Source organism: Halomonas binhaiensis (assembly GCF_008329985.2).
Classification (GTDB): domain Bacteria; phylum Pseudomonadota; class Gammaproteobacteria; order Pseudomonadales; family Halomonadaceae; genus Halomonas; species Halomonas binhaiensis.
Map to the genome: position 1 here is coordinate 1990578 of NZ_CP038437.2, position 21686 is coordinate 2012263.

The window sequence follows — 21686 nt, forward strand, 5'->3', positions numbered from 1 at the left end:
GGAACCTTATATGAGCATGCTTCAATTGACTGAAAGGCTGGGGCCCATCGCCGCGACAGATGCCGACGATAGCTTGACCCTGCGTTATGACGATCGCATCAAGGGGCGCCTGCGGGTGACCCTGGACAGCGGGCGTGAGGCTGGCCTGTTTCTCGACCGTGGCCCGGTGCTGCGCCATGGAGATGGGCTGCTGGGTGCCGACGGTAGCCGCGTTCAGGTACTGGCTGCAGAAGAGCCTGTAGTAACGGCACGAGTCGAGGCAGGATTGCCCTTGGCGCGCCTGTGTTACCACCTGGGCAATCGCCATGTGACCCTGGGCATCGGAGAAGATGAGCAGGGAAGCTGGGTACGCATCACCCCGGATCATGTGCTGGAAGATCTGGCCGAGCGCCTTGGCGCCAGACTGAAGCATCATCAGGCGCCTTTTGACCCCGAGCCAGGTGCCTACACCATGGCGGGACATTCCCACGGACATTCCCACGGACATTCCCACGATCATTCCCACGGGCATTCGCATGCCCATGATCACTCGCATCCCCATGACCATGCTCACTGAGAAAAATGACACAGTCCCGGTGGCAAGCGACCTGGCGCTATTGGGACTGATGCAGTTGGTCAGCCCTGCGCTTCCTATTGGCGCCTTTGCCTGGTCTCAGGGGCTGGAAAGTGCCTTTGAACTGGGTTGGGTGAGCAACGAAGACGAGCTGGGCGCATGGCTGGAAGGCGTGCTGGACGATGGCCTGACTCATGCCGAACTGGCAGTGATTGCCCGCATGGTGCCGGCCTGGAGGCAGGGGGATAGTGCCGTCATCGCCGAATGGGATGGCTGGTTGGCCGCTTGTCGCGAGACCCATGAACTGGCAGAGGAGGATCGTCAGTTGGGGGCTTCACTCCTGCGTCTGATGACCAATCTGGATATGGCACCGGCTGCCGAAATGCTTCCCGACAATGCCGGCTACGTCACTCTGTTCAGTGCCATGGCGGCCATCCGGGGAGTTGGCACTCATGATGCCATGCTCGGTTTTGCATGGGCTTGGCTTGAAAACCAGCTGGCAGTGGCCTGCAAGGCATTGCCGTTGGGCCACAGTGCTGCCCAGCGCCTGATCGAACGATTGCGACCTGCGCTGGTTGCTGCGGTGGCGCGTGCCGAAGCCCTTGAAGACGATCAGCTTGGCCCTGCACTACCGGGCCTGGCATTGGCCAGTGCCCAGCATGAGACCCAGTATTCGAGGTTGTTTCGCAGTTGATCGCTGCAGCGGTGAACCCGCGGTCACGCTGGACTAGCCGGATCAGTGAATCAATGACGTACCTCATGATGAACAACAGGAGAACACCATGACTTCAATTGCCACCTCTCAAACAGCGCGCCACTGCCTTCGGGTCGGTGTGGGTGGCCCGGTGGGTTCCGGCAAGACAGCGCTGTTGAAGCAGCTGTGCCTGGCATTGCGTGAACATTACGACATTGCCGTGGTGACCAACGATATCTACACCCGAGAAGATGCAGACTTTCTCACCCGTCATCAGGCCCTGACTCCTGATCGTATCCTTGGCGTCGAGACTGGTGGCTGTCCGCATACCGCCATACGTGAAGACGCATCCATGAACCTGGCTGCCATCGATGACCTTCAGGCGCGTCACCCAGGGCTGGAGCTGGTGCTGGTGGAATCCGGGGGAGACAACCTCTCTGCCACCTTCAGCCCGGAACTGTCTGACCTGACTCTTTATGTGATCGACGTTTCTGCTGGGGACAAGATTCCGCGCAAGGGCGGCCCCGGCATCACCAAGTCCGATCTTCTGATCATCAACAAGATCGACATTGCCGAGCAGGTGCACGCATCCCTGGAGGTAATGGAACGGGATTCACGCAAGATGCGCGGCGAGCGTCCCTTTGTCTTCACCAATCTCTATGACGGTGTTGGTCTGGACACCATCGTCGATTTCATCATCGAGCAAGGCATGTTGCCTGCACGGCTGGCACGGCCGGACAGCGCAAAGGTCGAGAAGAGTGATGCCTGAAGTGGAATTGCTCTGACGGCATCACGTGGAACCCGATAAATTTTTGATCATTGAGCAAGGAGACATTGCATGGAACCTAAAACTGTCGCGGCATCGACCAAGCGTCGCTGGACCTGGTTGGGGGCTCTTCCCTTGGTGCTGGCTTCTGGTGCTGCGCTGGCCCATCCCGGACATGAAGTTGGGCACGTTGGGTTCGTTGCTGGGCTTGGCCATCCCTGGCTGGGGCTGGATCATCTTCTGGCCATGGCCGCCATCGGGTTGTGGAGCCTGAAGCAGACGCCGCGCTTAAGAGGCGCCACTCCTTTATTGATGGTGCTTGGTATGGTGGCTGGCGCTGGGCTTTCGCTTTTCGGTGTGGCAGTGCCTGGTGTCGAGCAGGTGATTGCCTTGTCGGTGTTGTTGGTGGGTATCCTGCTTGCCACGTTTGCACGAGTGCCCGCAAGCGCGGGTGCCATTCTGGTCATCGCCTTCATGATGTTCCATGGCTATGCACATGGCAGCGAAATGCCGATGGGCAGTTCCTTGCTTGCTTATATTGCGGGCTTCACGGTTTCCACTCTGGTCATCACTATGTTGGCACGGCATTCAGGGGCCTGGCTGATGCAGCGCGAGCAACGCGTCCTGCGTGTCATCGGGGGCTTGATCGCGGCCTGCGGAGCCTTCTTCGCATTTAGTTGATATTAGTCTCGTTCAGTCATCATGCCCGGCAGACATGCCGGGCATTTGTGTTTATGCGCACGGCAATCGATCATTGTCGGCAAGGCAGGTCGAGTCGACGCGTCAGGGACGATGATATGGGCAAGCGTTTCAAGCTGATTGGTATCAAGTGGTTGGGGGCGGGATTGGCCCTGGCCTGGTTGAGCATGGGGATATGGCAAAGCGTGAAGCCGTTACCTGAGGGGATAGGCAAGGCGTGGCCGGAACGCAAAGTGACAGATGTGCGCTTCCTGGCAGATCGGACCTGGTATGACGCCCGTGGCAAACGTCATATGGATCAGCATATTTTTGATGAAGCCTTGTCCATGATCCTTGGGGCACGCCGCCTGATCGTGATGGACATGTTCCTGTTCAATGCCCTGGAGGGGCAGGATGCGCCTGTCGGCTTGCGACCCATCGCCGAGGAACTCAGCGATGCGCTGATCGAAGCCAAGCAGCGTCACCCCGATATGCAGGTGGTCATGATTACCGACCCTCTGAATACCGTCTACGGAGGGGTGCGTCTGAAGCACCTCGAACATATGAAGGCGGCTGGTATTGATATAGTCATCACTGACCTGGATCGCCTGCGGGCATCGAATCCACTGTATTCGGGGCTCTATCACCTAGGGTTAGACAGGCTCGGTAATGATCCGGATGGTGGCTGGTTGCCCAATGCCTTCGGTGGTGATCCGGTGACATTGCGCAGTTATCTGGCGCTACCCAATTTTCGCGCCAATCATCGCAAGACGTTGGTGGCCGATGACGGTCAACAGTGGGCCGCACTGGTCGGCAGTGCCAATCCCCATGATGGCAGTAGCCGGCACGGTAATGTGGCCTTGCGCGTGGAAGGCGAGATGGCCCATGACCTCGTTGCCTCGGAGGCTGTGCTGACCTCTTGGGCGGGAGTCGAGCTTGCCATGCCGACGACACCTGCCATCCATCCTGCGGAAGAGAAAGTCTCCACTGGTGCCACCGTTCAACTGCTGACGGAGGGGGCAATTCGTGATGCCTCCCTTGAAATGATCAATGCGGCAGGTCAAGGGGATCGGCTGGATCTGGCCGCCTTCTATATTTCCCATCGCCAGGTCATAGAAGCACTGAAAGGTGCGGCTGCCCGGGGCGTCAATGTTCGTGCCTTGCTGGACCGCAATCGTGAAGCCTTTGGTTTTGACAAGGGAGGCTTGCCTAACCAGGCTGTAGCGGCTGAGCTGGCCGCAGCAGGCATCCAGGTGCGCTGGTGCCTGACGGCCGGAGAGCAGTGCCACAGCAAGGTATTGAGACTGCACTCGGCCGCATCTTCGGATGAAGCGATCCTGGGGTCTGCCAATCTGACGCGGCGTAATATCGATAATCTCAATCTGGAAACCAGTGTGTTGCTGAAAGGGGAGGCAAATCTTCCGGCCCTGCGTGATCAGGCGGGCTGGTTTAATGAACGCTGGGCGTCATCGCCTGATCATCGGACCAGCCTTGCGTGGGAACCCGATGATGATCCTGGGCGATTTTCTGCCTGGCGCTATCGAGTAATGGAGGCGATCGGGCTGTCCACTTTCTAGCCAGGGGCGCGTCCTGGTTGCCAATACTCTCGTAGTACTCGCAAGTGGCTGACTTGACAGCAATGGTCGAGGATTCCATGTTCCTCAAGCGTCTCGATGTGTTTTCAACTTACTTGCTCCCTTGGGGAGAGGTAGGAACGCTCGGGGATATTCAAGGAGAAAAGGTCATGGACAAGTTCTGGTTGGCAGTAAAGGTGGTTATCCTGGCGCTGATCGTTGTTCTGGTAGTGCAGAACATCGAAGTGGTTCATGTTCAGTTGCTGGGCTGGACCATCGGCATGCCGATGGCGCTGTTGGTGGTGATCATCTATTTGCTGGGGATGATCAGCGGTCGTGGCTTGATGGGGTTGATTCGCCGCCTGAGAGGGAAGCAGGGCTCTCATCATCATTGATGGCATCCTGGTCATGATACTTGTGTCCAGGATCCTGATACCACGGTAGCCCCAAGCGGGCATTGTGCTCCAGCTCAGCAATGACCTGGGCGCCAAGCAACACGATGGCTGCGCCGATTTCCTGGCTCAGTAGTAGGACGATCAGCGTGGCCAGTGGCCCGTAGACATCGCTGACGAGCGACAGGTTGGCAAAGTAATAGACCAGGGCGAAACGTGCGCCTTCCCATAACAGGGCCGCGGCGAATCCTCCCGCCAGTGCCCGGCGCAGCGAGATGCTGACAACGGGCAGAATCTTGTAGATGGCGCTGAACAGTAGAAAGACGCCGATGAAGCTGCATAGATTGAGCACTTCTTCCGACAAGGATGCCACTATCAGTTCCTTGCCATGCATCACCATCCACATCGCATTCATAGTGCTGGCCAGGCTGACTGCAATGGCCAGGGCCAGCAACAGCATGCTTAATACCAGCATGAAACCGTAAGGCAGCAGAAAGGATACCCAGACACTGCGGGTGTCCTTGACGTCTGGCTTGTGGAAAATGACTGACAAGGCATTCTCAAGCATGCGAAATGCCACCGAGCTGAACAGCAACAGTACTGGAAGGCCATAGAGACTGATGATCTCGCGGGAATTCAGCAGAGCCTGGACCGATTGCAATACCACATCGGCATGACCCGGTGCGATATGGCGGGCTTGAATGCTGATCAGCATGAACAATTGTTGTTCGTCGACCAGTTGGGCCAGAACCACCACGATCAAGGCAAACAGCGGAATACTCGACAGCAGAAGATTGAAACCTACCCCACTGGCCAGCAACATGCCTCGGTTGTGCAGGAAATTGGTGATGACTCGCCAGGCGAACATGGCCAGATGCGGCAGCAGGGTGAAGAGAGCATGGTGATACCAACGGGATTTTGTCATCTACCAGTTCATCCGTGACGGTGAGGAAGACACCGTTAAAGTCTGACGAGTATACTCGGGTATTGGAAGTTTTCCGGGTAGTGGGGATTCCGGCTGCCCGAGCCCAACGTATAGGAGCGATTCGTGATCGAAGGAGTCAAGCATATCGTTGCAGTAGCCTCCGGCAAAGGTGGTGTCGGCAAGTCTACCGTGACGGTCAATCTGGCCTTGGCCATGGCTGCCGAGGGGTATCGGGTTGGTGTCCTCGATGCTGACATCTATGGTCCCAGTCAGGCACAGATGCTGGGAGTCGGCGAGGGCGTTCGGCCTCAGGCGGCAGGGGAGAACCGTTTCCTGCCCTTGGAAGCTCATGGTATCCAGGCCATGTCCATGGCGTTCATGGTCGACGTGCGCGAGCCCATGGTATGGCGGGGGCCGATGGTTGCAGGTGCTTTCCAGCAGATGCTGACCCAGACCAAATGGGATGATCTGGACTATCTGTTCATTGATATGCCACCGGGTACCGGGGACGTTCAACTGACACTGGCCCAGAAGGTGCCGGTGGATGGTGCGGTGATTGTCACGACGCCCCAGGATATCGCGCTGCTGGATGCTCGCAAAGGCATAGAAATGTTCCGCAAGGTCAAGGTCCCGGTACTGGGGGTGGTCGAGAACATGAGTCTTCACACTTGTTCTCAGTGCGGCCATCAGGAGCCGGTCTTTGGCGCTGGAGGCGGGGAGCGCATTGCAACAGAGTACGACACCCGAGTATTGGCGCGCCTTCCTCTTGCCCTGTCGATTCGGGAACAAGTGGATGGTGGACGCCCCAGCGTAGTGGCTGAGCCAGAAGGTGACATTGCTGCCAGTTTCCGTGACATGGCCCGGCAGGTGGCCGAGCAGATTGCGGCATCGGTTGGTGACAGCGGTCCCTCCATCAGTTTCAGTGAAGAGTAGAGAAAGTCTTACCCTTCGTGACGCCATCGTCTGGGGCCGCTATCATAAGACCCCGATTTTCCCGGCTCCATGTTGTTGAGCCACTGTAACCGTTATCCACCAGGAAATCCCATGAGCATCAAGTCTGACCACTGGATTCGCCGCATGGCTGAACGCGAAGGCATGATTGAGCCTTTCGAGGCCGATCAAGTACGTTACGTCGATGATCGACGGGTCATTTCCTATGGAACTTCGAGTTACGGTTACGATGTACGTTGTGCCGATGAATTCAAGGTATTCACCAACATCCATTCTGCGGTAGTGGATCCCAAGGCCTTCGATGAGAAGAGCTTTGTAGATGTCAAAGGGGATGTCTGTGTGATTCCGCCGAATTCCTTCGCATTGGCACGCACGGTAGAGTATTTCCGCATCCCGCGTAGTGTGCTGACCATTTGCCTGGGCAAGTCGACCTATGCTCGTTGTGGCATCATCGTCAATGTCACTCCGCTGGAGCCGGAATGGGAAGGGCATGTGACGCTGGAATTCTCGAATACCACCAACTTGCCGGCCAAGATCTATGCCAATGAGGGAGTAGCCCAGATGCTGTTCCTGGAGTCCGATGAGGTATGCGCGACTTCCTACAAGGATCGTGGCGGCAAGTACATGGGCCAGCGTGGCGTGACGCTTCCGAGGACATAAGTCCGAGTTGCGAGCCACGAGCTTCGAGCAGTAAAGAGACAGCCCCATAGGTATGTGCCTATGGGGCTGTCTTGTTGGCGTACCAGCCATCGGCAGGTGATGGCCTAAGTCAGACACCGATTACATTATTGTGCTCGAAGCTCGAAGCTACTCGTCTTCGTCCAATTCGTCGGCTGCATCTTCATGGGACAGTCGCATACCACAAAGCGGTAGTGGCTGGCCATCGATCGTTGCCAGGTTGCCTTGCAGCTGCAGGCGGCCTTCCAGAAACCAGCGTACGGCGATGGGGAAGATCAAGTGCTCGCGGGTCAGAACTCGAGCCTTGAGATTGTCCTCGTCATCATCTGCAAGAACCTTCACGGCTGCCTGCACGATGACAGGGCCACCATCGAGTTCTTCCGTCACGAAATGCACACTGCAGCCGTGTTCTTCGACACCATCCGCCAGGGCGCGAGCATGAGTGTGCAAGCCCTGGTATTCCGGCAGCAGAGATGGGTGGATATTGATCATCCTCCCTAGAAATCGCTGCACGAAGCGCGGGGTGAGGATGCGCATGAAACCGGCCAGGACCACGAGATCTGGTTCATGGCGCTCGATCACCTTTATCAAAGCACCATCGAAAGCATCGCGGGTCTCGTATTCCTGGTGAGGGAGTACCACGGCATCAATGCCTGCATCCCGGGCTCGCTGCAGTCCGTAGGCATCGGCGACATTCGACACTACTGCCACGATCTCTCCACCCAACTGGTCATGAGTCTGGGCATCGATCAGAGCCTGAAGGTTGCTGCCGCCACCGGAGATCAGCACGACCACTCGAGGCTGGGTGGCTTCTTCTGGAGTGAAGCCGTTCAGGGTGTCGTCACCATTCATGCCAACTGGACCTGTTCTTCATCACCTTGGCGCGGAGCAATCTGGCCGATACGGTAGACCTGCTCACCCAGGCTCTCGAGCTTGGTGACAGTAGCGTCGGCCTTCTCGGCGGGCACCACCAGCACCATGCCGATACCACAGTTGAGTACGCGATACATTTCACGCTCAGCCACGTTGCCTTTCTGCTGCAGCCAGTTGAATACAGCCGGGCGCTGCCAACTGGACGTATCGACATGAGCGGTCAGGTCTTCGGGCAGCACGCGAGGCAAGTTTTCCAGCAGGCCGCCTCCTGTGATGTGGGACAGAGCATGGATGGCATAATCGTCGCTGCGCAACAGCTCAAGCAGTGACTTGACATAGATACGGGTAGGCGCCATCAGGGCATCGGCCAGGGGCTTGCCGTCAATCTCGGTCGTCAGGTCTGCGTTACTGACCTCGAGGATCTTGCGGATCAGTGAGTAGCCGTTGGAGTGAGGGCCAGATGAGGCCAGGCCAAGCAGAACATTGCCCTGTGCCACTTTGCTGCCATCGAGGATGTCGCTTTTTTCCACTACTCCGACACAGAAACCTGCCAGGTCATAGTCGTTGCCCTCGTACATGCCGGGCATCTCGGCGGTTTCTCCTCCGACCAGAGCGCATCCGGCCTGTTCACAGCCAGCGCCGATACCGGTGACAACGTCGGCGGCGACATCGACATCCAGCTTTCCGGTAGCATAATAGTCGAGGAACAGCAGGGGTTCGGCACCGGCGACGACCAGATCATTGACGCACATGGCGACCAGGTCGATGCCGATCGTATCATGGCGGTTGAGATCCATGGCCAGGCGCAACTTGGTGCCGACTCCATCGGTACCGGAAACCAGTACTGGCTCGCGATAACCGCTGGGCAGCTGGCACAGGGCGCCGAAACCACCGAGTCCCCCCATGACTTCTGGGCGAGCAGTGCGTTTGGCAACACCCTTGATACGGTCGACAAGAGCATTTCCGGCATCAATATCGACACCGGCGTCCTTGTAGCTGAGCGAGGCCTGTTCGGGGCGGGAGGAAGAGTCGGTCATGACGGATCCTGTGGATTCAGTCGTCCCACGCAGTACGAGATCAAAGGTTAGCGGTCTGGTATTGCTGCGTGGTGGTGACATGAGACAATGAGACGTTGGGGGCCGGATTGTAGCACTATTTTCAATCGTTATGCTGCGTATCCCGCAAAGCGGATCATGCGTTGCATGAAGAAAACAGGCATTACGCTTCATTTCAGGGAGAACAGAATGCGTAGGCAATGGTGGGTCGTCGCGGTCGTAGTGGCCATCGCGCTTTGGTTTTTCGCCAATATAGAGCCGGTTCTGGCTCCCTTCTTCATCAGTGCTGTGCTGGCTTATCTGGGGGATCCGATCGCTGACCGCCTGGAGACTTGGGGGTTGTCCCGGCGCTTGTCGGTCACGGTGGTATTTGTCCTGCTAACCTTTCTCATCTGCTTGACGTTGTTGCTGGTGGTGCCCGCCCTCGGGCGTCAGATCGGCCAGTTGGCTGAAGCCATTCCCGCCATACTGAACTGGGTGCAGGAAAGTGTACTGCCCAAGCTGCAATCGCTTACGGGCCTCGACTTGAATACCGATTTTGACCAAATGAGAGAGGCATTGGTAGCCAACTGGAAGGAGACCAGCACCGTGGCTGCGACGGTATTGGCCCAAGTTTCCCGCTCCAGCCTGGCGCTGGTTGCCTGGATAGGAAACCTGGCCTTGATTCCAGTGGTCACTTTCTATCTATTGCTTGATTGGGACCGCCTTGTGGCCAAGCTGCGGGACTCTTTGCCACGCCGTTGGGAGCCCGCTGCAGTCCGCTTGAGCCGGGAGTGCGACGAGGTGCTGTCGTCCTTCCTGCGCGGACAGCTGATCGTAATGCTGTGCCTGGGAGTGATCTATGCTGTCGGCCTGACGTTGTTCGGTATTCGTTTTGGCCTGTTGATCGGCTTGCTTTCGGGCCTGGCCAGTATCGTGCCCTATCTTGGTGTGATCGTTGGCATCACGGTGGCGGGTCTTGTGGCATTCTTCCAGTTCCATGATCCACTAATGCTGTTGGCGGTGCTGGGTGTGTTCGGTTTCGGACAGCTTGTCGAAAGTGTGGTCCTGCAACCGAAGCTGCTGGGTGACAAGATTGGCTTGCATCCGGTGGCTGTCATCTTCGCTGTTCTGGCGGGAGGGCAGTTGGCTGGATTTACTGGCGTATTGCTGGCTTTGCCTGTCGCTGCTGTGGTAATGGTAGTGTTGCGTTATCTGCATGAAAATTATAAAAAATCTTCTCTGTATGATAGTTCGGAAAAGATCGGTGCCGAGGAGCCGCACCAGTCAGAGGAGATTCCCCCTTCAAGGGGAGACAATGAGGAACCTTCATGAGGCGTGCGCCCTCACAACTGCCATTGGGGCTCGGTCTGCGTGACGATGCCACCTTCAGCAATTTTTTCCCTGGTGCCAACGAGCCGTTGGTCGGACGCTTGCTGCATCAGTTCGACGCGGACGGGGAACCATTTCTGTATCTATGGGGGCCGCCCGGGGTGGGGCGCAGTCACCTGTTGCAGGCGGCCTGTCATCAGGCTTCTGCTCGGGACCTGCGCACGTTGTTTTTGCCGCTTGAGGAGTTGGGGCATTTCCCGCCACTGATGCTGGAAGACGTGGAACGGCTTGACCTGCTGGCCATTGATGATCTGGAGCGGGTCGTCGGACGAAAGCGCTGGGAAGAAGCGCTGTTCCATGCTTTCAACCGACTTCGTGACAGTGGAAAGCGGTTGGTAATTGCTGCTGACAGACCGCCTCGCCAGCTTGACGTGCAACTGGCAGATCTGGCTTCACGCCTGACCTGGGGCGTGACTTTTCATATGGGGCTGCCGGGGGACGAAGAGCGCCTGGGAGCCCTGCAATTACGGGCATCCTTGCGTGGTATGCAATTACCTGATGAAGTGGCTCGTTATATTCTGCATCGTGGGCCTCGGCAATTGGGAGATTTACTGCGCTGCCTGGACGTTCTCGACAGCGCGTCACTCTCCGCCCAGCGCAAACTGACGATTCCTTTCGTCAAGAATGCACTGGGTTGGTAACCGCCGGGGTGGAATTGCGCTGAAGGTCTAGCGAGTCAGTTCAACTTCTGTTGTTCGATCGTTGCTCAGGGTTGCTTCCTTGATGATGATCTCACGTTCACCGGTGCTGGGGTTTTCCACGATACCGGAGACATAGAAGTTGCCAGGCGGCAGGTTGCTGAGTATGAAGTAGCCGTTTGCATTAGTGCGGGTGCTATGGGTGTACTCCTGGGCTCGGGGGTCGGCGCGTTCGACAGTCTTGCCTGCCAGTGCCTGCTCAACGGCTTCTGCGGAGTAAGGGGTTACGGGGGCTACGGAAACACCCTGTTGTGAACCGATGACAACCCCGTTGCTGGTGTTGAGCGTCAAGCGGCCAGTCACTACCGCACTACCTGTCTTGGGCAACTGTGCATACACTGCTGGATCGAACGCTACCGTGCGGCTGACTCGCTGCACGGGAGGTGGGGTGGTAGGTTTCTCTGCGGGGGGTGGTTGGCTTGGCTCGGTCTGGCCGATGTCAACCACATCGGGCCCCTGGCCTCTATCGGTTGGAATGATGCTCTGGCAACCTGCAAGAGCGATCGCTAACGTCGCCAAGGCCGTAAGCGGCAAGTAGCGGCTGGATAGCTGGGTCATCTCCGTATCCCTCATGACAAACTGGGTGTGTTGATTCCGCAAGCACTGGATCTTGCCGGAATCGTTCCTTTTTTATGCCCTGTGCCATGACAGCCTAATACAAAACCGGCTTTCGATGGGTATCGAAAGCCGGTTTTGATTATCTCGCTAGTTTCAGCACATGTTTTATTGTGCAGTGCTAGCCTTGGCCGCTGTGTCACTCGCCTTCTTGACGTTGGCTTCAGCCAGTTTCTGGCTTTCTGTCACGAAGTCTCGCTGCAGAGCGACGACCTTTTCGGCGTCGCCCTTCATGCGCTCTGTCAGATCCTTGGCGACTTTCTGCTGGCCTTCCATGTAAGAGCGCAGGCCATCGACGTCCTTGACGGCAGTGAAGGCACGAACCTGAGCCAAGCCGGTCTCAGTATAGGCTTTGGCAGCATCAAGCTGGGCATTGGTCAGCTTTTCGGCAAAGTCGACGGATAGAGTGGCATAGGCGCGAGCAGGGGCGAAAAACAGTTCTTCCAGCTGCTCGTTGTTGAATAGGGTCTTGGCGTCGAATGTACGGACCATGGTGATGTCTCCTGCTAATGGGTAGATGTTGCGTTTATCTCTGTCGCTTGAAGGCATTGCCCACCAGGGCCGGAGCCTTCTACTCACATTTCGACTTCTGTTGCAGTGCACAATAGCACTGCGAACCATGCGCTGCAATATTTTTTGTGCGATGCAGCATAAAGCATGTGATGAAGGAACTGTCAGCATAGATCCGGGGTATGACGAAGCTGTGACTGATGTCCTGGAAAGTTGTGACGCATCTCCTGTAACGCGACGATGCATGCCCTGAATGGCCACGATGTTCACCATTGTCGTGACGCTTGTCATGGGAAGAGGGAGTTGCCATTGTGAAGGGAGATGTCGGTATGTTCACCAATGGAGGTTCCAATGCATCACTCTCGGATAGAGCGCGATAGCATGGGAGAGTTGGAGGTGCCAGCAGATGCCCTTTATGGCGCTCAGACCCAGCGTGCGGTCAATAACTTTCCTGTCTCTGGCCAGCCAATGCCTGCGCCTTTCATTCATGCCATTGCCCGGATCAAGCGAGCTGCTGCCAAGGTGAATCACGACCTTGGCCTGCTAGATGAGGCACGTTGCCAAGCTATCGTCACAGCAGCCGATGCGATCATCGCGGGGGGGCATGATGATCAGTTTCCCATCGATGTGTTCCAGACCGGTTCCGGCACTTCCAGCAACATGAATGTCAATGAGGTGATTGCCCACCTGGCCTCGACCGATAGTCTCGAAGTAAGGCCCAACGATCATGTGAACATGGGGCAATCGAGCAATGACGTGATTCCTACAGCGCTACACTTGTCTGCAGCCCTGGAAGTCGTCAATGTCCTGAAGCCAGCCCTGGAGCACTTGCGAAAAGTGATCGAGACCAAGGCTCAGGAGGTCGGGAGCGTGGTCAAGACCGGTCGTACACACCTGATGGATGCCATGCCTCTGCGCTTGAGTCAGGAACTGGAGGGGTGGGCGAGTCAGGTGGGGCAGGCCATCGAGCGCCTGGATAGCGCACTGGTGCGCCTATGCCGACTGGCTCAGGGAGGGACTGCGGTAGGAACGGGCATCAATGCACATCCGGAATTTGCCACCCGCATGTCCATTGTTCTGTCGCGTCAGACAGGCTTGTCTCTTGTACCCAACGACAGTTTCTTCGCAAGCCTGGGGTCGCAGGATGCTGCGGTAGAGCTATCAGGGCAGTTGCGCGGACTGGCCTGCGTGGTCATGAAGATCGCCAATGATCTGCGCTGGATGAATTCTGGGCCTCTGGCCGGTCTTGGCGAGATTGAACTGGAGGCTTTGCAGCCAGGGAGTTCGATCATGCCTGGCAAGGTAAATCCGGTCATTCCAGAATCTGCAGCTCAGGCTTCTGCCCAGGTGATCGGATTGGATACGGCTGTGACCGTAGCAGGGCAGAGCGGTAACTTTCAGCTCAATGTCATGTTGCCGCTAGTGGCCAGCAACCTGCTTACCGCGATCAAGCTGATGTCCAATACCTCGCGCTTGTTGGCCGACAAGGCCATTGCCTCGTTTCGTGTACGTGAAGATCAATTGCAAGGCCCTCTGGCCCGAAACCCGATTCTGGTAACCGCCTTGAATTCGGTCATTGGCTACAATGCTGCCGCAGCTATCGCCAAGAAAGCGTATCAGGCAGGGCGTCCTATCATTGATGTCGCATTGGAGGAGACGGAGCTATCCCGTGACGAGCTGGAGCGCTTGCTGGATCCTGTTGCCCTGACTCATGGCGGGATTCCCCACTAGGCCCCAACCAAATGTGTCTGATAAGACGCCGCTGCAAGAGTCTGGTTGCCTATCGTCATGAAAGCAGCTGGATAGAACGGGTGCCTGGGAAAGAAGTGGTATCAGAAAAGGTAAACGGGCTGCCGGTGCTGCCCGTTTATCTCTGGAATCATCGCTGGGTCGTCTGCCTGGTTACTTGGTCATGCCGTCGTACAGGTTGTGCCGTTTGGCGACATCAGCGAGGTCAATGATGTTACTGACATTGAGCTTTTCGAAGATTCTCTGTTTGTAGGTGCTGATGGTCTTGTTGCTCAGCAGCATCAGGTCAGAGATTTCCTTGTTGCTCATTCCCTTGAGCAACTGCTGCAGGACGATCAACTCGCGATTGGAAAGCTTGTCGGCGACATCTTCGTCATCGTTGATCTGTTCGTACTTCTCTGAAGTAACGGAGCTGGGGAAAAACGTATATCCATCGACGATGCATTGCACTCCTCGGACGAGCGCAGACATGTCCAGGCTCTTGTTGATGAAGCCCGAAGCTCCGGCCTTGTGGCATCTACGGGCATAAACATCTCCGTCGAACGATGTCAGCACCAGGATGCCAGGGGGATTGTCCAGGGCCTTGGTGCGCTTGATGACAGTCAACCCATCCAAATTGGGGATGCCAATATCGAGGATCATGACATCTGGGGTGAGCTGTTTTGTCAGTTGGATGGCGTCTACACCGTTGTCTGCTTCTGCCACGACATTCATGCCTGAGCGTTCCAGTGTGATGGCAGCGGCCATGCGGATCATCGGATGGTCATCCACAATGATCACAGAGGCCTGACGTCGCCTGCTTTCATAGCTTGCCTTCGACCTTCTTTGTGTCTTCTGCTCCATAATGAAACATCCTTAATCTCATTGTTGTGTGGAATGTTCTTATTGTTTCAGGATGGTTAATAACAGTTCAATTGTGTAAATTCTGATTCTGTTTGTAAGAAAAAGACTAAAAACGATGTAATCTGTGCCGTATAGAGCGGGAAATGCAGGAAAAATGGTGAGAGCCTCAAGGAGGAGGGCTGGGAAAAGGTTGGAAGGGTGGAGGAGGGCAGGAACGAGGAATATGACGGATGGGGAGAGCGATGCAGGATAGGGCAACAAGTGTTCCGGGATCATCTGGGCAGCGAGCCACTTCCACCAGGCCAACGGTCACGCTCCCCTTGAACAGGAAAGGCCCGCCATCATGGCGGGCCTTTCCTGTTCAAGGGGAGGCATCGGTCAATGGTTGACTTGTCCCAGCAACAGAAACTCGATCAATGCTTTCTGGGCGTGCAAGCGATTACCTGCTTCCTGCCAGACGACCGCACGTGGATCGTCAAGCAGTGTCGTGCTGATTTCCTCGCCCCGGTGAGCCGGCAGGCAGTGAAGGAACAGCACGTCATCGGCAGCCGTATCGAGCATGGATTCTGTGACCTGGAAGCCGGCGAAGTCCGCCTCGCGCTTGGCTTGCTCTTCCTCCTGGCCCATGGACGCCCATACATCGGTCGTGATCAGGTCTGCACCTTGAGCGGCTGCCATGGGGTCGCGCATCAGAGTGACGTGATCACCTGCTGCGGCCATGATGTCTTCTCGAGGTTCATAACCTTCCGGACAGCAGACTCGCAGGTTGAAATCAAACTGGCGTGCAGCATTTATCCAGGAGTGGCACATGTTGTTGCCATCACCGATCCAGACAGCCGTACGACCCCGAACGCTGCCGCGCAGTTCGGTCCAGGTCATCACATCGGCCAGCAGCTGGCAGGGATGATAATCATCCGTCAGGGCATTGATGACAGGCACAGAGCTGGCGGCAGCAAATTCTTCCAGCCCTGCATGAGAGAAGGTGCGGATCATGACGAGATCGACCATTTCCGATAACACTCGTGCGGTATCGGATATGGGCTCCCCCCGGCCGAGCTGAGTGTCACGGGGGGATAGAAACAGTGCATGGCCACCGAACTGCGCCATGCCTGTCTCGAAGGAGACCCGCGTGCGAGTGGATGACTTCTCGAAGATCATGGCCATGGTGCGATTGGTGAACGGAGTGTAGGTCGGGCCATGAGCCTTGAGGCCGTTCTTGATGGTGATTGCGCGTTGAATCAGATAACGCAGTTCTTCGGGACTCAGGTCCAGAAGCGTCAGGAAGTGGCGTGGGCCCATGACTGCTCTCCAGCGGAAAAAAGAAACCATCCTATGACAGGCCTTCAATGATGCGCAATGTGCGCTATGGACGTACAATGCGCGCAACAATAAAGTTGAGTAATATCGTCGGATATGGTCAAGGCCGGATTCATGTAACCATCTTGCCCTTGAAGACTTGCTCTTGAAGTCAGGGCAAGCGCCCCCATGTCACAGGTAATGCCTAAGCGTTACTGTAAAGCACTATTTATCAAGGAGCCGTGATGAGCACTACTCTCGACAACATTCAGCGCCAGATCAGCGAGAACCCGATTCTTATCTACATGAAGGGGTCTCCGCAGCTGCCGCAATGCGGCTTCTCTGCGCGTACCGTTCAGGCTCTGATGTCCTGTGGTGAGCGTTTCGCTTTCGTCAATATCCTGGACAATCCTGACATTCGCACCGAGCTGCCCAAGTTTGCCAACTGGCCAACTTTCCCGCAGCTGTGGGTTGAAGGGGAGCTGGTCGGCGGTTGTGATATTGTCCTTGAAATGCATGGCAATGGTGAACTTGAGCCGCTGATCAAGCAGGCTGCCGAGCGCGCCCGTCAGCAGGAAGAAGGGCAGGCCTGACAGTTTCCTGATGCCAGCCTAAGACCACAAGGCCCTGCCGGTTATCCGCCAGGGCCTTGTGCATTTTGAGGCGCACGTCACAGTGAGCGCCGTGTTGATTCAATCGTCGTCCTCGAAGCCTTGTTCCTGCAGGGCCAGTCGCCAGCCGCCCAGGTCCTTGTAGCGATTGACCATGGCGCAGAACAATTCGGCGGTACGTTCGGTATCGTAGCGAGCAGAATGGGCGGAACTGTTGTCGAATTCGATGCCAGCAGCCCGACAGGCCCGGGCCAATACGGTCTGGCCGTAGACCAGCCCCGCCAGGGAGGCGGTATCGAAGCTGGAAAATGGGTGAAAAGGATTGCGCTTGATATCACATCGGCTTGCAGCGGCATTGAGAAAGCCGTGGTCGAAGGCAGAGTTGTGTCCAACCAGAATGGCCCGGGTGCACCCGTGGGCTTTTACGGCCTTGCGGACCGGGCGAAAAATCTCGCCCAGGGCTTCGTCTTCGCTGACAGCAACTTGTTGGCGTAGTGGATCATCAAGGCGAATGCCGGTGAAGTCCAGTGCTGACTGTTCGACATTGGCACCTGTAAAAGGTGTCACGTGATAAGCATAGGTCGCATCGGGCAGCAGGTTGCCCTCGGGATCCATGGTCAGCGTCACGGCAGCAATTTCCAGCAGGGCGTCCTTGTGCGGATCGAAACCACCTGTTTCGATATCTACCACTACGGGCAGGAAGCTGCGAAAGCGTTGAGCCATGAGTTCGCGGGCAATCAGCTCGCTCATGCACCTCTCCTTGGGATATATACGGATGAATGCTGAATACAGGGACGAAAGTGGCGAAAGTCTAGCAGCTTAGGGTCGTGGCGTCCCGTTGACGGTATTCGTGGCGCGCCTGGCGCGCTATAATCGCCCCTCTGTCGGCGTCCCTGACGCCCACCATGGTTGACCCCTCATATTACCCCTCAATAAGAAGGAGCCGCTCGCATGTCCGATGTCAAGAAGGTCGTGCTCGCCTATTCCGGTGGTCTGGACACCTCCGTAATTGTCAAATGGTTGCAGGAAACATACGACTGTGAGGTGGTGACCTTTACTGCTGATATCGGCCAGGGGGAAGAGGTCGAGCCAGCACGTGCCAAGGCCGAGGCTCTGGGCGTGAAAGAGATCTACATCGAAGATCTGCGCGAAGAGTTCGTGCGCGATTATGTATATCCGATGTTCCGTGCCAACACCATCTATGAAGGTGAGTACCTGCTGGGTACCTCTATTGCGCGCCCTCTGATTGCACGTCGCCTTATCGAAATTGCCAACCAGACAGGGGCCGATGCCATCTCTCATGGTGCAACCGGCAAGGGCAATGACCAGGTGCGTTTCGAGCTGGGTGCCTATGCCCTCAAGCCGGGGGTCAAGGTTATCGCACCATGGCGGGAATGGGACCTGAATTCCCGCGAGAAGCTGATGGCCTACTGTCAGCAGCACGACATTCCGGTGGACTTCTCCAAGAAGAAGAAGTCGCCATATTCCATGGACGCCAACCTGCTGCACATTTCCTATGAAGGTGGAATCCTCGAGGATCCGTGGGCAGAGGCCGAGGAAGACATGTGGCGCTGGAGCGTATCTCCGGAAGCTGCCCCGGATGCCCCGACCTACGTCGAGCTGACCTACGAGCGAGGGGACATCGTTGCCCTTGACGGCGTGCCGATGAAGCCCCATGAAGTGCTGGCCAAGCTCAATGAACTCGGGGGTGCCAACGGTATTGGTCGCCTCGATATCGTCGAGAACCGTTATGTCGGCATGAAGTCTCGTGGCTGCTACGAAACACCAGGGGGCAGCATCATGCTTCGCGCCCATCGTGCCATCGAGTCCATCACTCTGGATCGTGAAGAGGCACACCTGAAAGATCAACTGATGCCGAAATATGCCGAAGTCATCTACAACGGCTATTGGTGGAGCCCGGAGCGCCGTATGTTGCAGGCTGCCATCGATGAGACCCAGAAGAATGTCTCTGGCGTGGTACGCATGAAGCTGTACAAGGGTAATGCCAGTGTGGCCGGTCGTCGTTCGGATGCCTCCTTGTTCGATGAGTCCATTGCGACTTTCGAGGACGACCAGGGTGCTTACAATCAGAAAGATGCCGAAGGCTTCATCAAGCTCAACTCCTTGCGTCTGCGTATTGCGGCAGGTAAAGGGCGTCGTCAGGACTGACTGTTTTTGGCAGGGAGGTATCGCTCATGTTGAAGAAGCTGCTGGGTGGTTTGTTCAAGGGCGGTGAGCATCACTCAGAAAATGAAACCACGGGGACGGAGTACGAGTACCGTGGTTATCTGATCACCTCCTTGCCGCAGCAGCAGGGAGGGCAGTATCGGGTGAGTGGCATTATCCGCAAGTCGGCAGGAGACGGTGAGTTCGAAGAGGCTTTCGAATACCGTTTTGAACGCTCAGATATACTGTCTACTCGCGATGCCTGCGATGAACTGATGCGGCAAAAGGCCGAACGCTTCATCGATGAGATAGGCGACGATATGTTCTCTGAGCGATAGACTGTCCGAAACACCGATAACGCCCCCATGCTCCACGAGCATGGGGGCGTTGCTTATTGGCGACGTATCAATGGGGCAATGTCGTTGAGTTTATGAGCATCAGTCGCATAATAGATGCATGAATAACCAGGCAAAGGGGTCAAGATTATGCTGAGATCACTGATATTGACAGGTGTCCTGATGGCGGCCAGTCAGGCATATGCCGGTAATGTGGAGCCTTTGGTCAGCTCGGAGTGGCTGAATGATCACCTGGGTGACGAGGGGCTAGTGGTACTCGATGTCCGTTCAAGCGTGGATGATGGTGGTGACCGCTCCGATTATGAAGCTGCTCATATCCCCGGCAGTATCTATTCCAACTACAGTGAAGATGGCTGGCGTGAAACCCGTGATGGTGTTGTCGGAATGCTGCCTCCAGTGTCGAGTCTGGAGCGTCTCATCGGTAGCCTGGGGATTGGCAATGACGATACCGTCGTGATCGTACCTGCGGGTACTGGGCCTACCGACTTCGGTAGTGCTGCCCGGGTCTACTGGACCTTCAAGGTCCTCAGCCACGATGAAGTGACGATTCTTGATGGCGGTTTTGCCGGTTGGCAGGAGGCTGGCCTGGAAGTGGCCAGTGGTGAGGAGGAATACGGTGATCCGGTGCGTTTCGAAGGCAGACTGGATGAGTCATTGATTGCCACTACCGACGATGTCATGGCTGCCCGTGAAGCGGGGGAGCAACTGGTGGATGCCCGTCCGCAAGATTTCTTTGCCGGCCGGACTCAGGCCCCGGATGCCAAGGCTCCAGGTACTATCCCGGATGCACTCAACCTTCCTAATCAAGATTTTCTCTCCAATGATGATGGTGCCTGGTATCTGAATACGGCAGAGGTTGAGGCGCGTATCCAGGCTGCAGGTCTGGACCCCAGTCTGCCGACCGTGTCCTTCTGCAATACTGGACACTGGGCGTCCACTGACTGGTTCGTGCTGAGTGAAATTGCCGGTTTTGACAATGTCGCTCTCTATGATGGCTCCATGGTCGAATGGACTCAGGATGATGGTCGTCCCCTTGCCGTGGCCAAGAAAGGCCTGGGCAAGATATTGGACGCGTTTGGCGTTGGTAAAGAGTAAGCAAAAGGGCCTTGGATCTAATGACTCAGTCATCCTCTGTAATGACAGCTGCGGAGCGCCCGGTAGTTGATACCTTTGTAGTGGGCGTGGCATTGGTGGGAATGCTGGTTCTGGGCGGATTGATCTGGCTTGAAACCGCACCATTCCTCGTTGCCCTGTTTGCGGTCGGTATTGTGCTTGGCGTAGCCCTTTATCATGGCGCCTTTGGCTTCACCGCCGGCTGGCGCAATCTGGTGACCACCAAGCGTGGTGCTGGAATGCGTGCTCAGCTGATGTTGTTTGCTCTAGCCTCTCTGATCATGATTCCGCTGCTGGGTAGTGGTCAGCCGGGCATGACCGGAGCTGTGGCTCCTATTGGAGTGTCCCTTGTCGTAGGGTCCTTCATGTTTGGCATCGGTATGCAGCTTGGTGGTGGATGTGGCTCCGGTACGCTCTTCACCGTAGGGGCGGGCAATATTCGCATGATGGTGACGCTGCTGTTTTTCATCGTTGGTGCGGTGCTGGGTTCCATTCATCTTCCCTGGTGGCTGGACCTGCCAGGTTTTGATCCGGTGAATCTCATCACGCTCATGGGGGTTCCCGGTGCTATCGCTGTGCAGTGGCTCGGTCTGGGGCTGGTGCTGTTGTGGGTCAATCGTGTCGAGCGACGTGCTCATGGCAGTGTTGAGCATGGCGAGTTGCGCGTGATGCCCGTGGATGGCGGCGTGTGGCGTACCTTGTTGACAGGGCGCTGGCCTTTTGTCTGGGCGATTGTGGTGCTGGCGTTGGGCAATGCGGCAACACTGGCCATCGGAGGGGCGCCATGGGGAATCACCTTTGCCTTCAATCTGTGGGGGGCCAAGGCATTGCAGGCATTGGGCGTGGACATGAGTCAGTTCGAGTTCTGGACCTGGGATTATCCCGCCATGGCGCTGTCGGACTCGGTATTGGTCAACATCACGTCGGTGATGAATTTTGGCCTGCTGTTGGGTGCCATGTGGGCCGCCGGCATGGCCAACAAGTTCAATGCCGCCAGCAATCAGCCCCTGGTCGCTCGTCAGTTCATTGCGGCTATCGTCGGAGGCCTGCTGCTGGGCTACGGCGCACGTCTGGGGTTCGGCTGCAACATCGGGGCACTGTTCTCAGGGTTGGCATCGGGTAGCCTGCACGCGTGGGTATGGTTCGCCTGTGCCTTTGCCGGTTCGTTGATCGGCATTCGCCTGCGCCCGTTTTTCCGCCTGGCCAACTGATGACTGTG

Annotated in this window: 24 protein-coding genes; 16 read left to right on the top strand and 8 right to left on the bottom strand. The window is 56.6% G+C overall.

Going from position 1 to position 21686, the window contains the following annotated elements; all coding sequences use genetic code 11:
* Window positions 1–16: 16 nt before the first annotated feature.
* The 6 genes from ureE to E4T21_RS08680 all read left to right on the top strand — a co-directional run bounded on the left by ureE (window position 17) and on the right by E4T21_RS08680 (window position 4660).
* Window positions 17–556, top strand: a complete 540-nt coding sequence (gene ureE / locus E4T21_RS08655) for an urease accessory protein UreE (RefSeq protein WP_149287116.1) — start codon at window positions 17–19, stop codon at window positions 554–556.
* Entirely contained in the window at window positions 516–1247 is a 732-nt protein-coding gene (locus E4T21_RS08660) for an urease accessory protein UreF (protein ID WP_420827732.1), read from the top strand. The genes ureE and E4T21_RS08660 overlap by 41 nt, the downstream gene beginning before the upstream one ends.
* An 88-nt stretch (window positions 1248–1335) precedes the next feature.
* Window positions 1336–2016, top strand: coding sequence for an urease accessory protein UreG (gene ureG, locus E4T21_RS08665; RefSeq protein ID WP_149284613.1), 681 nt, complete (start codon window positions 1336–1338; stop codon window positions 2014–2016).
* A gap of 69 nt (window positions 2017–2085) precedes the next feature.
* Window positions 2086–2694, top strand: a complete 609-nt coding sequence (locus tag E4T21_RS08670; RefSeq protein WP_149284614.1) for a HupE/UreJ family protein — start codon at window positions 2086–2088, stop codon at window positions 2692–2694.
* A gap of 116 nt (window positions 2695–2810) precedes the next feature.
* A complete protein-coding gene (locus E4T21_RS08675; RefSeq protein WP_149284615.1) occupies window positions 2811–4268 on the top strand; it encodes a phospholipase D-like domain-containing protein in 1458 nt (485 codons plus the stop codon).
* 53 nt (window positions 4269–4321) lie between these two features.
* On the top strand, window positions 4322–4660 hold the full coding sequence (locus tag E4T21_RS08680; protein ID WP_240349337.1) for a LapA family protein: 339 nt from the start codon (window positions 4322–4324) through the stop codon (window positions 4658–4660).
* Here the strand turns inward: E4T21_RS08680 and E4T21_RS08685 are convergent.
* A complete protein-coding gene (locus E4T21_RS08685; RefSeq protein WP_149284616.1) occupies window positions 4593–5582 on the bottom strand; it encodes a YihY/virulence factor BrkB family protein in 990 nt (329 codons plus the stop codon). The genes E4T21_RS08680 and E4T21_RS08685 overlap by 68 nt on opposite strands.
* 126 nt (window positions 5583–5708) lie before the next feature.
* Here E4T21_RS08685 and apbC point away from each other — a divergent pair, with 126 nt between their 5' ends.
* A complete protein-coding gene (gene apbC / locus E4T21_RS08690) occupies window positions 5709–6515 on the top strand; it encodes an iron-sulfur cluster carrier protein ApbC (RefSeq protein WP_187775172.1) in 807 nt (268 codons plus the stop codon).
* Window positions 6516–6626: 111 nt separating this feature from the next.
* Entirely contained in the window at window positions 6627–7193 is a 567-nt protein-coding gene (gene dcd / locus E4T21_RS08695; RefSeq protein ID WP_149284618.1) for a dCTP deaminase, read from the top strand.
* A 147-nt stretch (window positions 7194–7340) separates the two neighbouring features.
* Here dcd and purN read toward each other — a convergent pair whose 3' ends face one another.
* Entirely contained in the window at window positions 7341–8063 is a 723-nt protein-coding gene (gene purN, locus E4T21_RS08700) for a phosphoribosylglycinamide formyltransferase (RefSeq protein ID WP_149284619.1), read from the bottom strand.
* Entirely contained in the window at window positions 8060–9121 is a 1062-nt protein-coding gene (gene purM, locus E4T21_RS08705; protein WP_149284620.1) for a phosphoribosylformylglycinamidine cyclo-ligase, read from the bottom strand. Before purM ends, purN begins: the two co-directional genes overlap by 4 nt.
* A 207-nt stretch (window positions 9122–9328) precedes the next feature.
* On the opposite strand from purM, the gene E4T21_RS08710 reads away from it, so the two are divergent.
* Window positions 9329–10453, top strand: a complete 1125-nt coding sequence (locus tag E4T21_RS08710; RefSeq protein WP_149284621.1) for an AI-2E family transporter — start codon at window positions 9329–9331, stop codon at window positions 10451–10453.
* The gene (hda, locus tag E4T21_RS08715; protein ID WP_149284622.1) at window positions 10450–11151 is read left to right on the top strand and encodes a DnaA regulatory inactivator Hda; all 702 of its coding nucleotides are present in this window, start codon (window positions 10450–10452) and stop codon (window positions 11149–11151) included. Before E4T21_RS08710 ends, hda begins: the two co-directional genes overlap by 4 nt.
* A gap of 27 nt (window positions 11152–11178) precedes the next feature.
* Here the strand turns inward: hda and E4T21_RS08720 are convergent, their stop codons facing one another.
* Together E4T21_RS08720 and E4T21_RS08725 are read right to left on the bottom strand one after the other, a co-directional pair.
* On the bottom strand, window positions 11179–11766 hold the full coding sequence (locus E4T21_RS08720) for a carboxypeptidase regulatory-like domain-containing protein (protein WP_149284623.1): 588 nt from the start codon (window positions 11764–11766) through the stop codon (window positions 11179–11181).
* 165 nt (window positions 11767–11931) lie between these two features.
* Window positions 11932–12315 (bottom strand): phasin family protein, encoded by a 384-nt coding sequence (locus E4T21_RS08725; protein WP_149284624.1) that lies wholly within the window; start codon window positions 12313–12315, stop codon window positions 11932–11934.
* Between the two features lie 369 nt (window positions 12316–12684).
* Between E4T21_RS08725 and E4T21_RS08730 the strand changes: the two genes are divergently transcribed.
* Window positions 12685–14064, top strand: coding sequence for a class II fumarate hydratase (locus E4T21_RS08730; protein ID WP_149284625.1), 1380 nt, complete (start codon window positions 12685–12687; stop codon window positions 14062–14064).
* A gap of 171 nt (window positions 14065–14235) precedes the next feature.
* Here E4T21_RS08730 and E4T21_RS08735 read toward each other — a convergent pair whose 3' ends face one another.
* Both E4T21_RS08735 and argF read right to left on the bottom strand, forming a co-directional pair.
* A complete protein-coding gene (locus E4T21_RS08735; protein WP_149284626.1) occupies window positions 14236–14925 on the bottom strand; it encodes a response regulator in 690 nt (229 codons plus the stop codon).
* Window positions 14926–15303: 378 nt separating this feature from the next.
* On the bottom strand, window positions 15304–16224 hold the full coding sequence (gene argF, locus E4T21_RS08740) for an ornithine carbamoyltransferase (protein WP_149284627.1): 921 nt from the start codon (window positions 16222–16224) through the stop codon (window positions 15304–15306).
* Between the two features lie 242 nt (window positions 16225–16466).
* Between argF and grxD the strand changes: the two genes are divergently transcribed.
* Window positions 16467–16814, top strand: a complete 348-nt coding sequence (grxD, locus tag E4T21_RS08745; protein ID WP_149284628.1) for a Grx4 family monothiol glutaredoxin — start codon at window positions 16467–16469, stop codon at window positions 16812–16814.
* 99 nt (window positions 16815–16913) lie between these two features.
* On the opposite strand, the gene rnt is transcribed toward grxD, so the two are convergent.
* On the bottom strand, window positions 16914–17582 hold the full coding sequence (gene rnt / locus E4T21_RS08750) for a ribonuclease T (protein WP_149284629.1): 669 nt from the start codon (window positions 17580–17582) through the stop codon (window positions 16914–16916).
* A gap of 201 nt (window positions 17583–17783) precedes the next feature.
* Here rnt and E4T21_RS08755 point away from each other — a divergent pair, with 201 nt between their 5' ends.
* The 4 genes from E4T21_RS08755 (at window position 17784) to E4T21_RS08770 (ending at window position 21678) form a co-directional block, all read left to right on the top strand.
* Window positions 17784–19001: an argininosuccinate synthase gene (locus E4T21_RS08755; protein ID WP_149284630.1), complete on the top strand. Its 1218-nt coding sequence runs from the start codon at window positions 17784–17786 to the stop codon at window positions 18999–19001.
* Window positions 19002–19027: 26 nt separating this feature from the next.
* The gene (locus E4T21_RS08760; protein WP_149284631.1) at window positions 19028–19336 is read left to right on the top strand and encodes an HlyU family transcriptional regulator; all 309 of its coding nucleotides are present in this window, start codon (window positions 19028–19030) and stop codon (window positions 19334–19336) included.
* 147 nt (window positions 19337–19483) lie between these two features.
* Window positions 19484–20449 carry a sulfurtransferase gene (locus E4T21_RS08765; RefSeq protein ID WP_149284632.1) on the top strand — a complete coding sequence of 322 codons (966 nt, stop codon included), beginning with the start codon at window positions 19484–19486 and terminating at the stop codon, window positions 20447–20449.
* A 20-nt stretch (window positions 20450–20469) separates the two neighbouring features.
* Complete coding sequence (locus tag E4T21_RS08770) at window positions 20470–21678, top strand: YeeE/YedE family protein (RefSeq protein ID WP_149284633.1); 1209 nt, start codon at window positions 20470–20472, stop codon at window positions 21676–21678.
* Window positions 21679–21686 lie beyond the last annotated feature (8 nt).

Bases quoted from the DNA above. Each gene is read 5' to 3' on its own strand.
- ureE (WP_149287116.1), top strand. From the start codon at position 17: ATGCTTCAATTGACTGAAAGGCTGGGGCCCATCGCCGCGACAGATGCC.
- E4T21_RS08660 (WP_420827732.1), top strand. From the start codon at position 516: ATGCCCATGATCACTCGCATCCCCATGACCATGCTCACTGAGAAAAAT.
- ureG (WP_149284613.1), top strand. From the start codon at position 1,336: ATGACTTCAATTGCCACCTCTCAAACAGCGCGCCACTGCCTTCGGGTC.
- E4T21_RS08670 (WP_149284614.1), top strand. From the start codon at position 2,086: ATGGAACCTAAAACTGTCGCGGCATCGACCAAGCGTCGCTGGACCTGG.
- E4T21_RS08675 (WP_149284615.1), top strand. From the start codon at position 2,811: ATGGGCAAGCGTTTCAAGCTGATTGGTATCAAGTGGTTGGGGGCGGGA.
- E4T21_RS08685 (WP_149284616.1), bottom strand. From the start codon at position 5,582: ATGACAAAATCCCGTTGGTATCACCATGCTCTCTTCACCCTGCTGCCG.
- dcd (WP_149284618.1), top strand. From the start codon at position 6,627: ATGAGCATCAAGTCTGACCACTGGATTCGCCGCATGGCTGAACGCGAA.
- purN (WP_149284619.1), bottom strand. From the start codon at position 8,063: ATGAATGGTGACGACACCCTGAACGGCTTCACTCCAGAAGAAGCCACC.
- purM (WP_149284620.1), bottom strand. From the start codon at position 9,121: ATGACCGACTCTTCCTCCCGCCCCGAACAGGCCTCGCTCAGCTACAAG.
- E4T21_RS08710 (WP_149284621.1), top strand. From the start codon at position 9,329: ATGCGTAGGCAATGGTGGGTCGTCGCGGTCGTAGTGGCCATCGCGCTT.
- hda (WP_149284622.1), top strand. From the start codon at position 10,450: ATGAGGCGTGCGCCCTCACAACTGCCATTGGGGCTCGGTCTGCGTGAC.
- E4T21_RS08720 (WP_149284623.1), bottom strand. From the start codon at position 11,766: ATGACCCAGCTATCCAGCCGCTACTTGCCGCTTACGGCCTTGGCGACG.
- E4T21_RS08725 (WP_149284624.1), bottom strand. From the start codon at position 12,315: ATGGTCCGTACATTCGACGCCAAGACCCTATTCAACAACGAGCAGCTG.
- E4T21_RS08730 (WP_149284625.1), top strand. From the start codon at position 12,685: ATGCATCACTCTCGGATAGAGCGCGATAGCATGGGAGAGTTGGAGGTG.
- E4T21_RS08735 (WP_149284626.1), bottom strand. From the start codon at position 14,925: ATGGAGCAGAAGACACAAAGAAGGTCGAAGGCAAGCTATGAAAGCAGG.
- argF (WP_149284627.1), bottom strand. From the start codon at position 16,224: ATGGGCCCACGCCACTTCCTGACGCTTCTGGACCTGAGTCCCGAAGAA.
- grxD (WP_149284628.1), top strand. From the start codon at position 16,467: ATGAGCACTACTCTCGACAACATTCAGCGCCAGATCAGCGAGAACCCG.
- rnt (WP_149284629.1), bottom strand. From the start codon at position 17,582: ATGAGCGAGCTGATTGCCCGCGAACTCATGGCTCAACGCTTTCGCAGC.
- E4T21_RS08755 (WP_149284630.1), top strand. From the start codon at position 17,784: ATGTCCGATGTCAAGAAGGTCGTGCTCGCCTATTCCGGTGGTCTGGAC.
- E4T21_RS08760 (WP_149284631.1), top strand. From the start codon at position 19,028: ATGTTGAAGAAGCTGCTGGGTGGTTTGTTCAAGGGCGGTGAGCATCAC.
- E4T21_RS08765 (WP_149284632.1), top strand. From the start codon at position 19,484: ATGCTGAGATCACTGATATTGACAGGTGTCCTGATGGCGGCCAGTCAG.
- E4T21_RS08770 (WP_149284633.1), top strand. From the start codon at position 20,470: ATGACTCAGTCATCCTCTGTAATGACAGCTGCGGAGCGCCCGGTAGTT.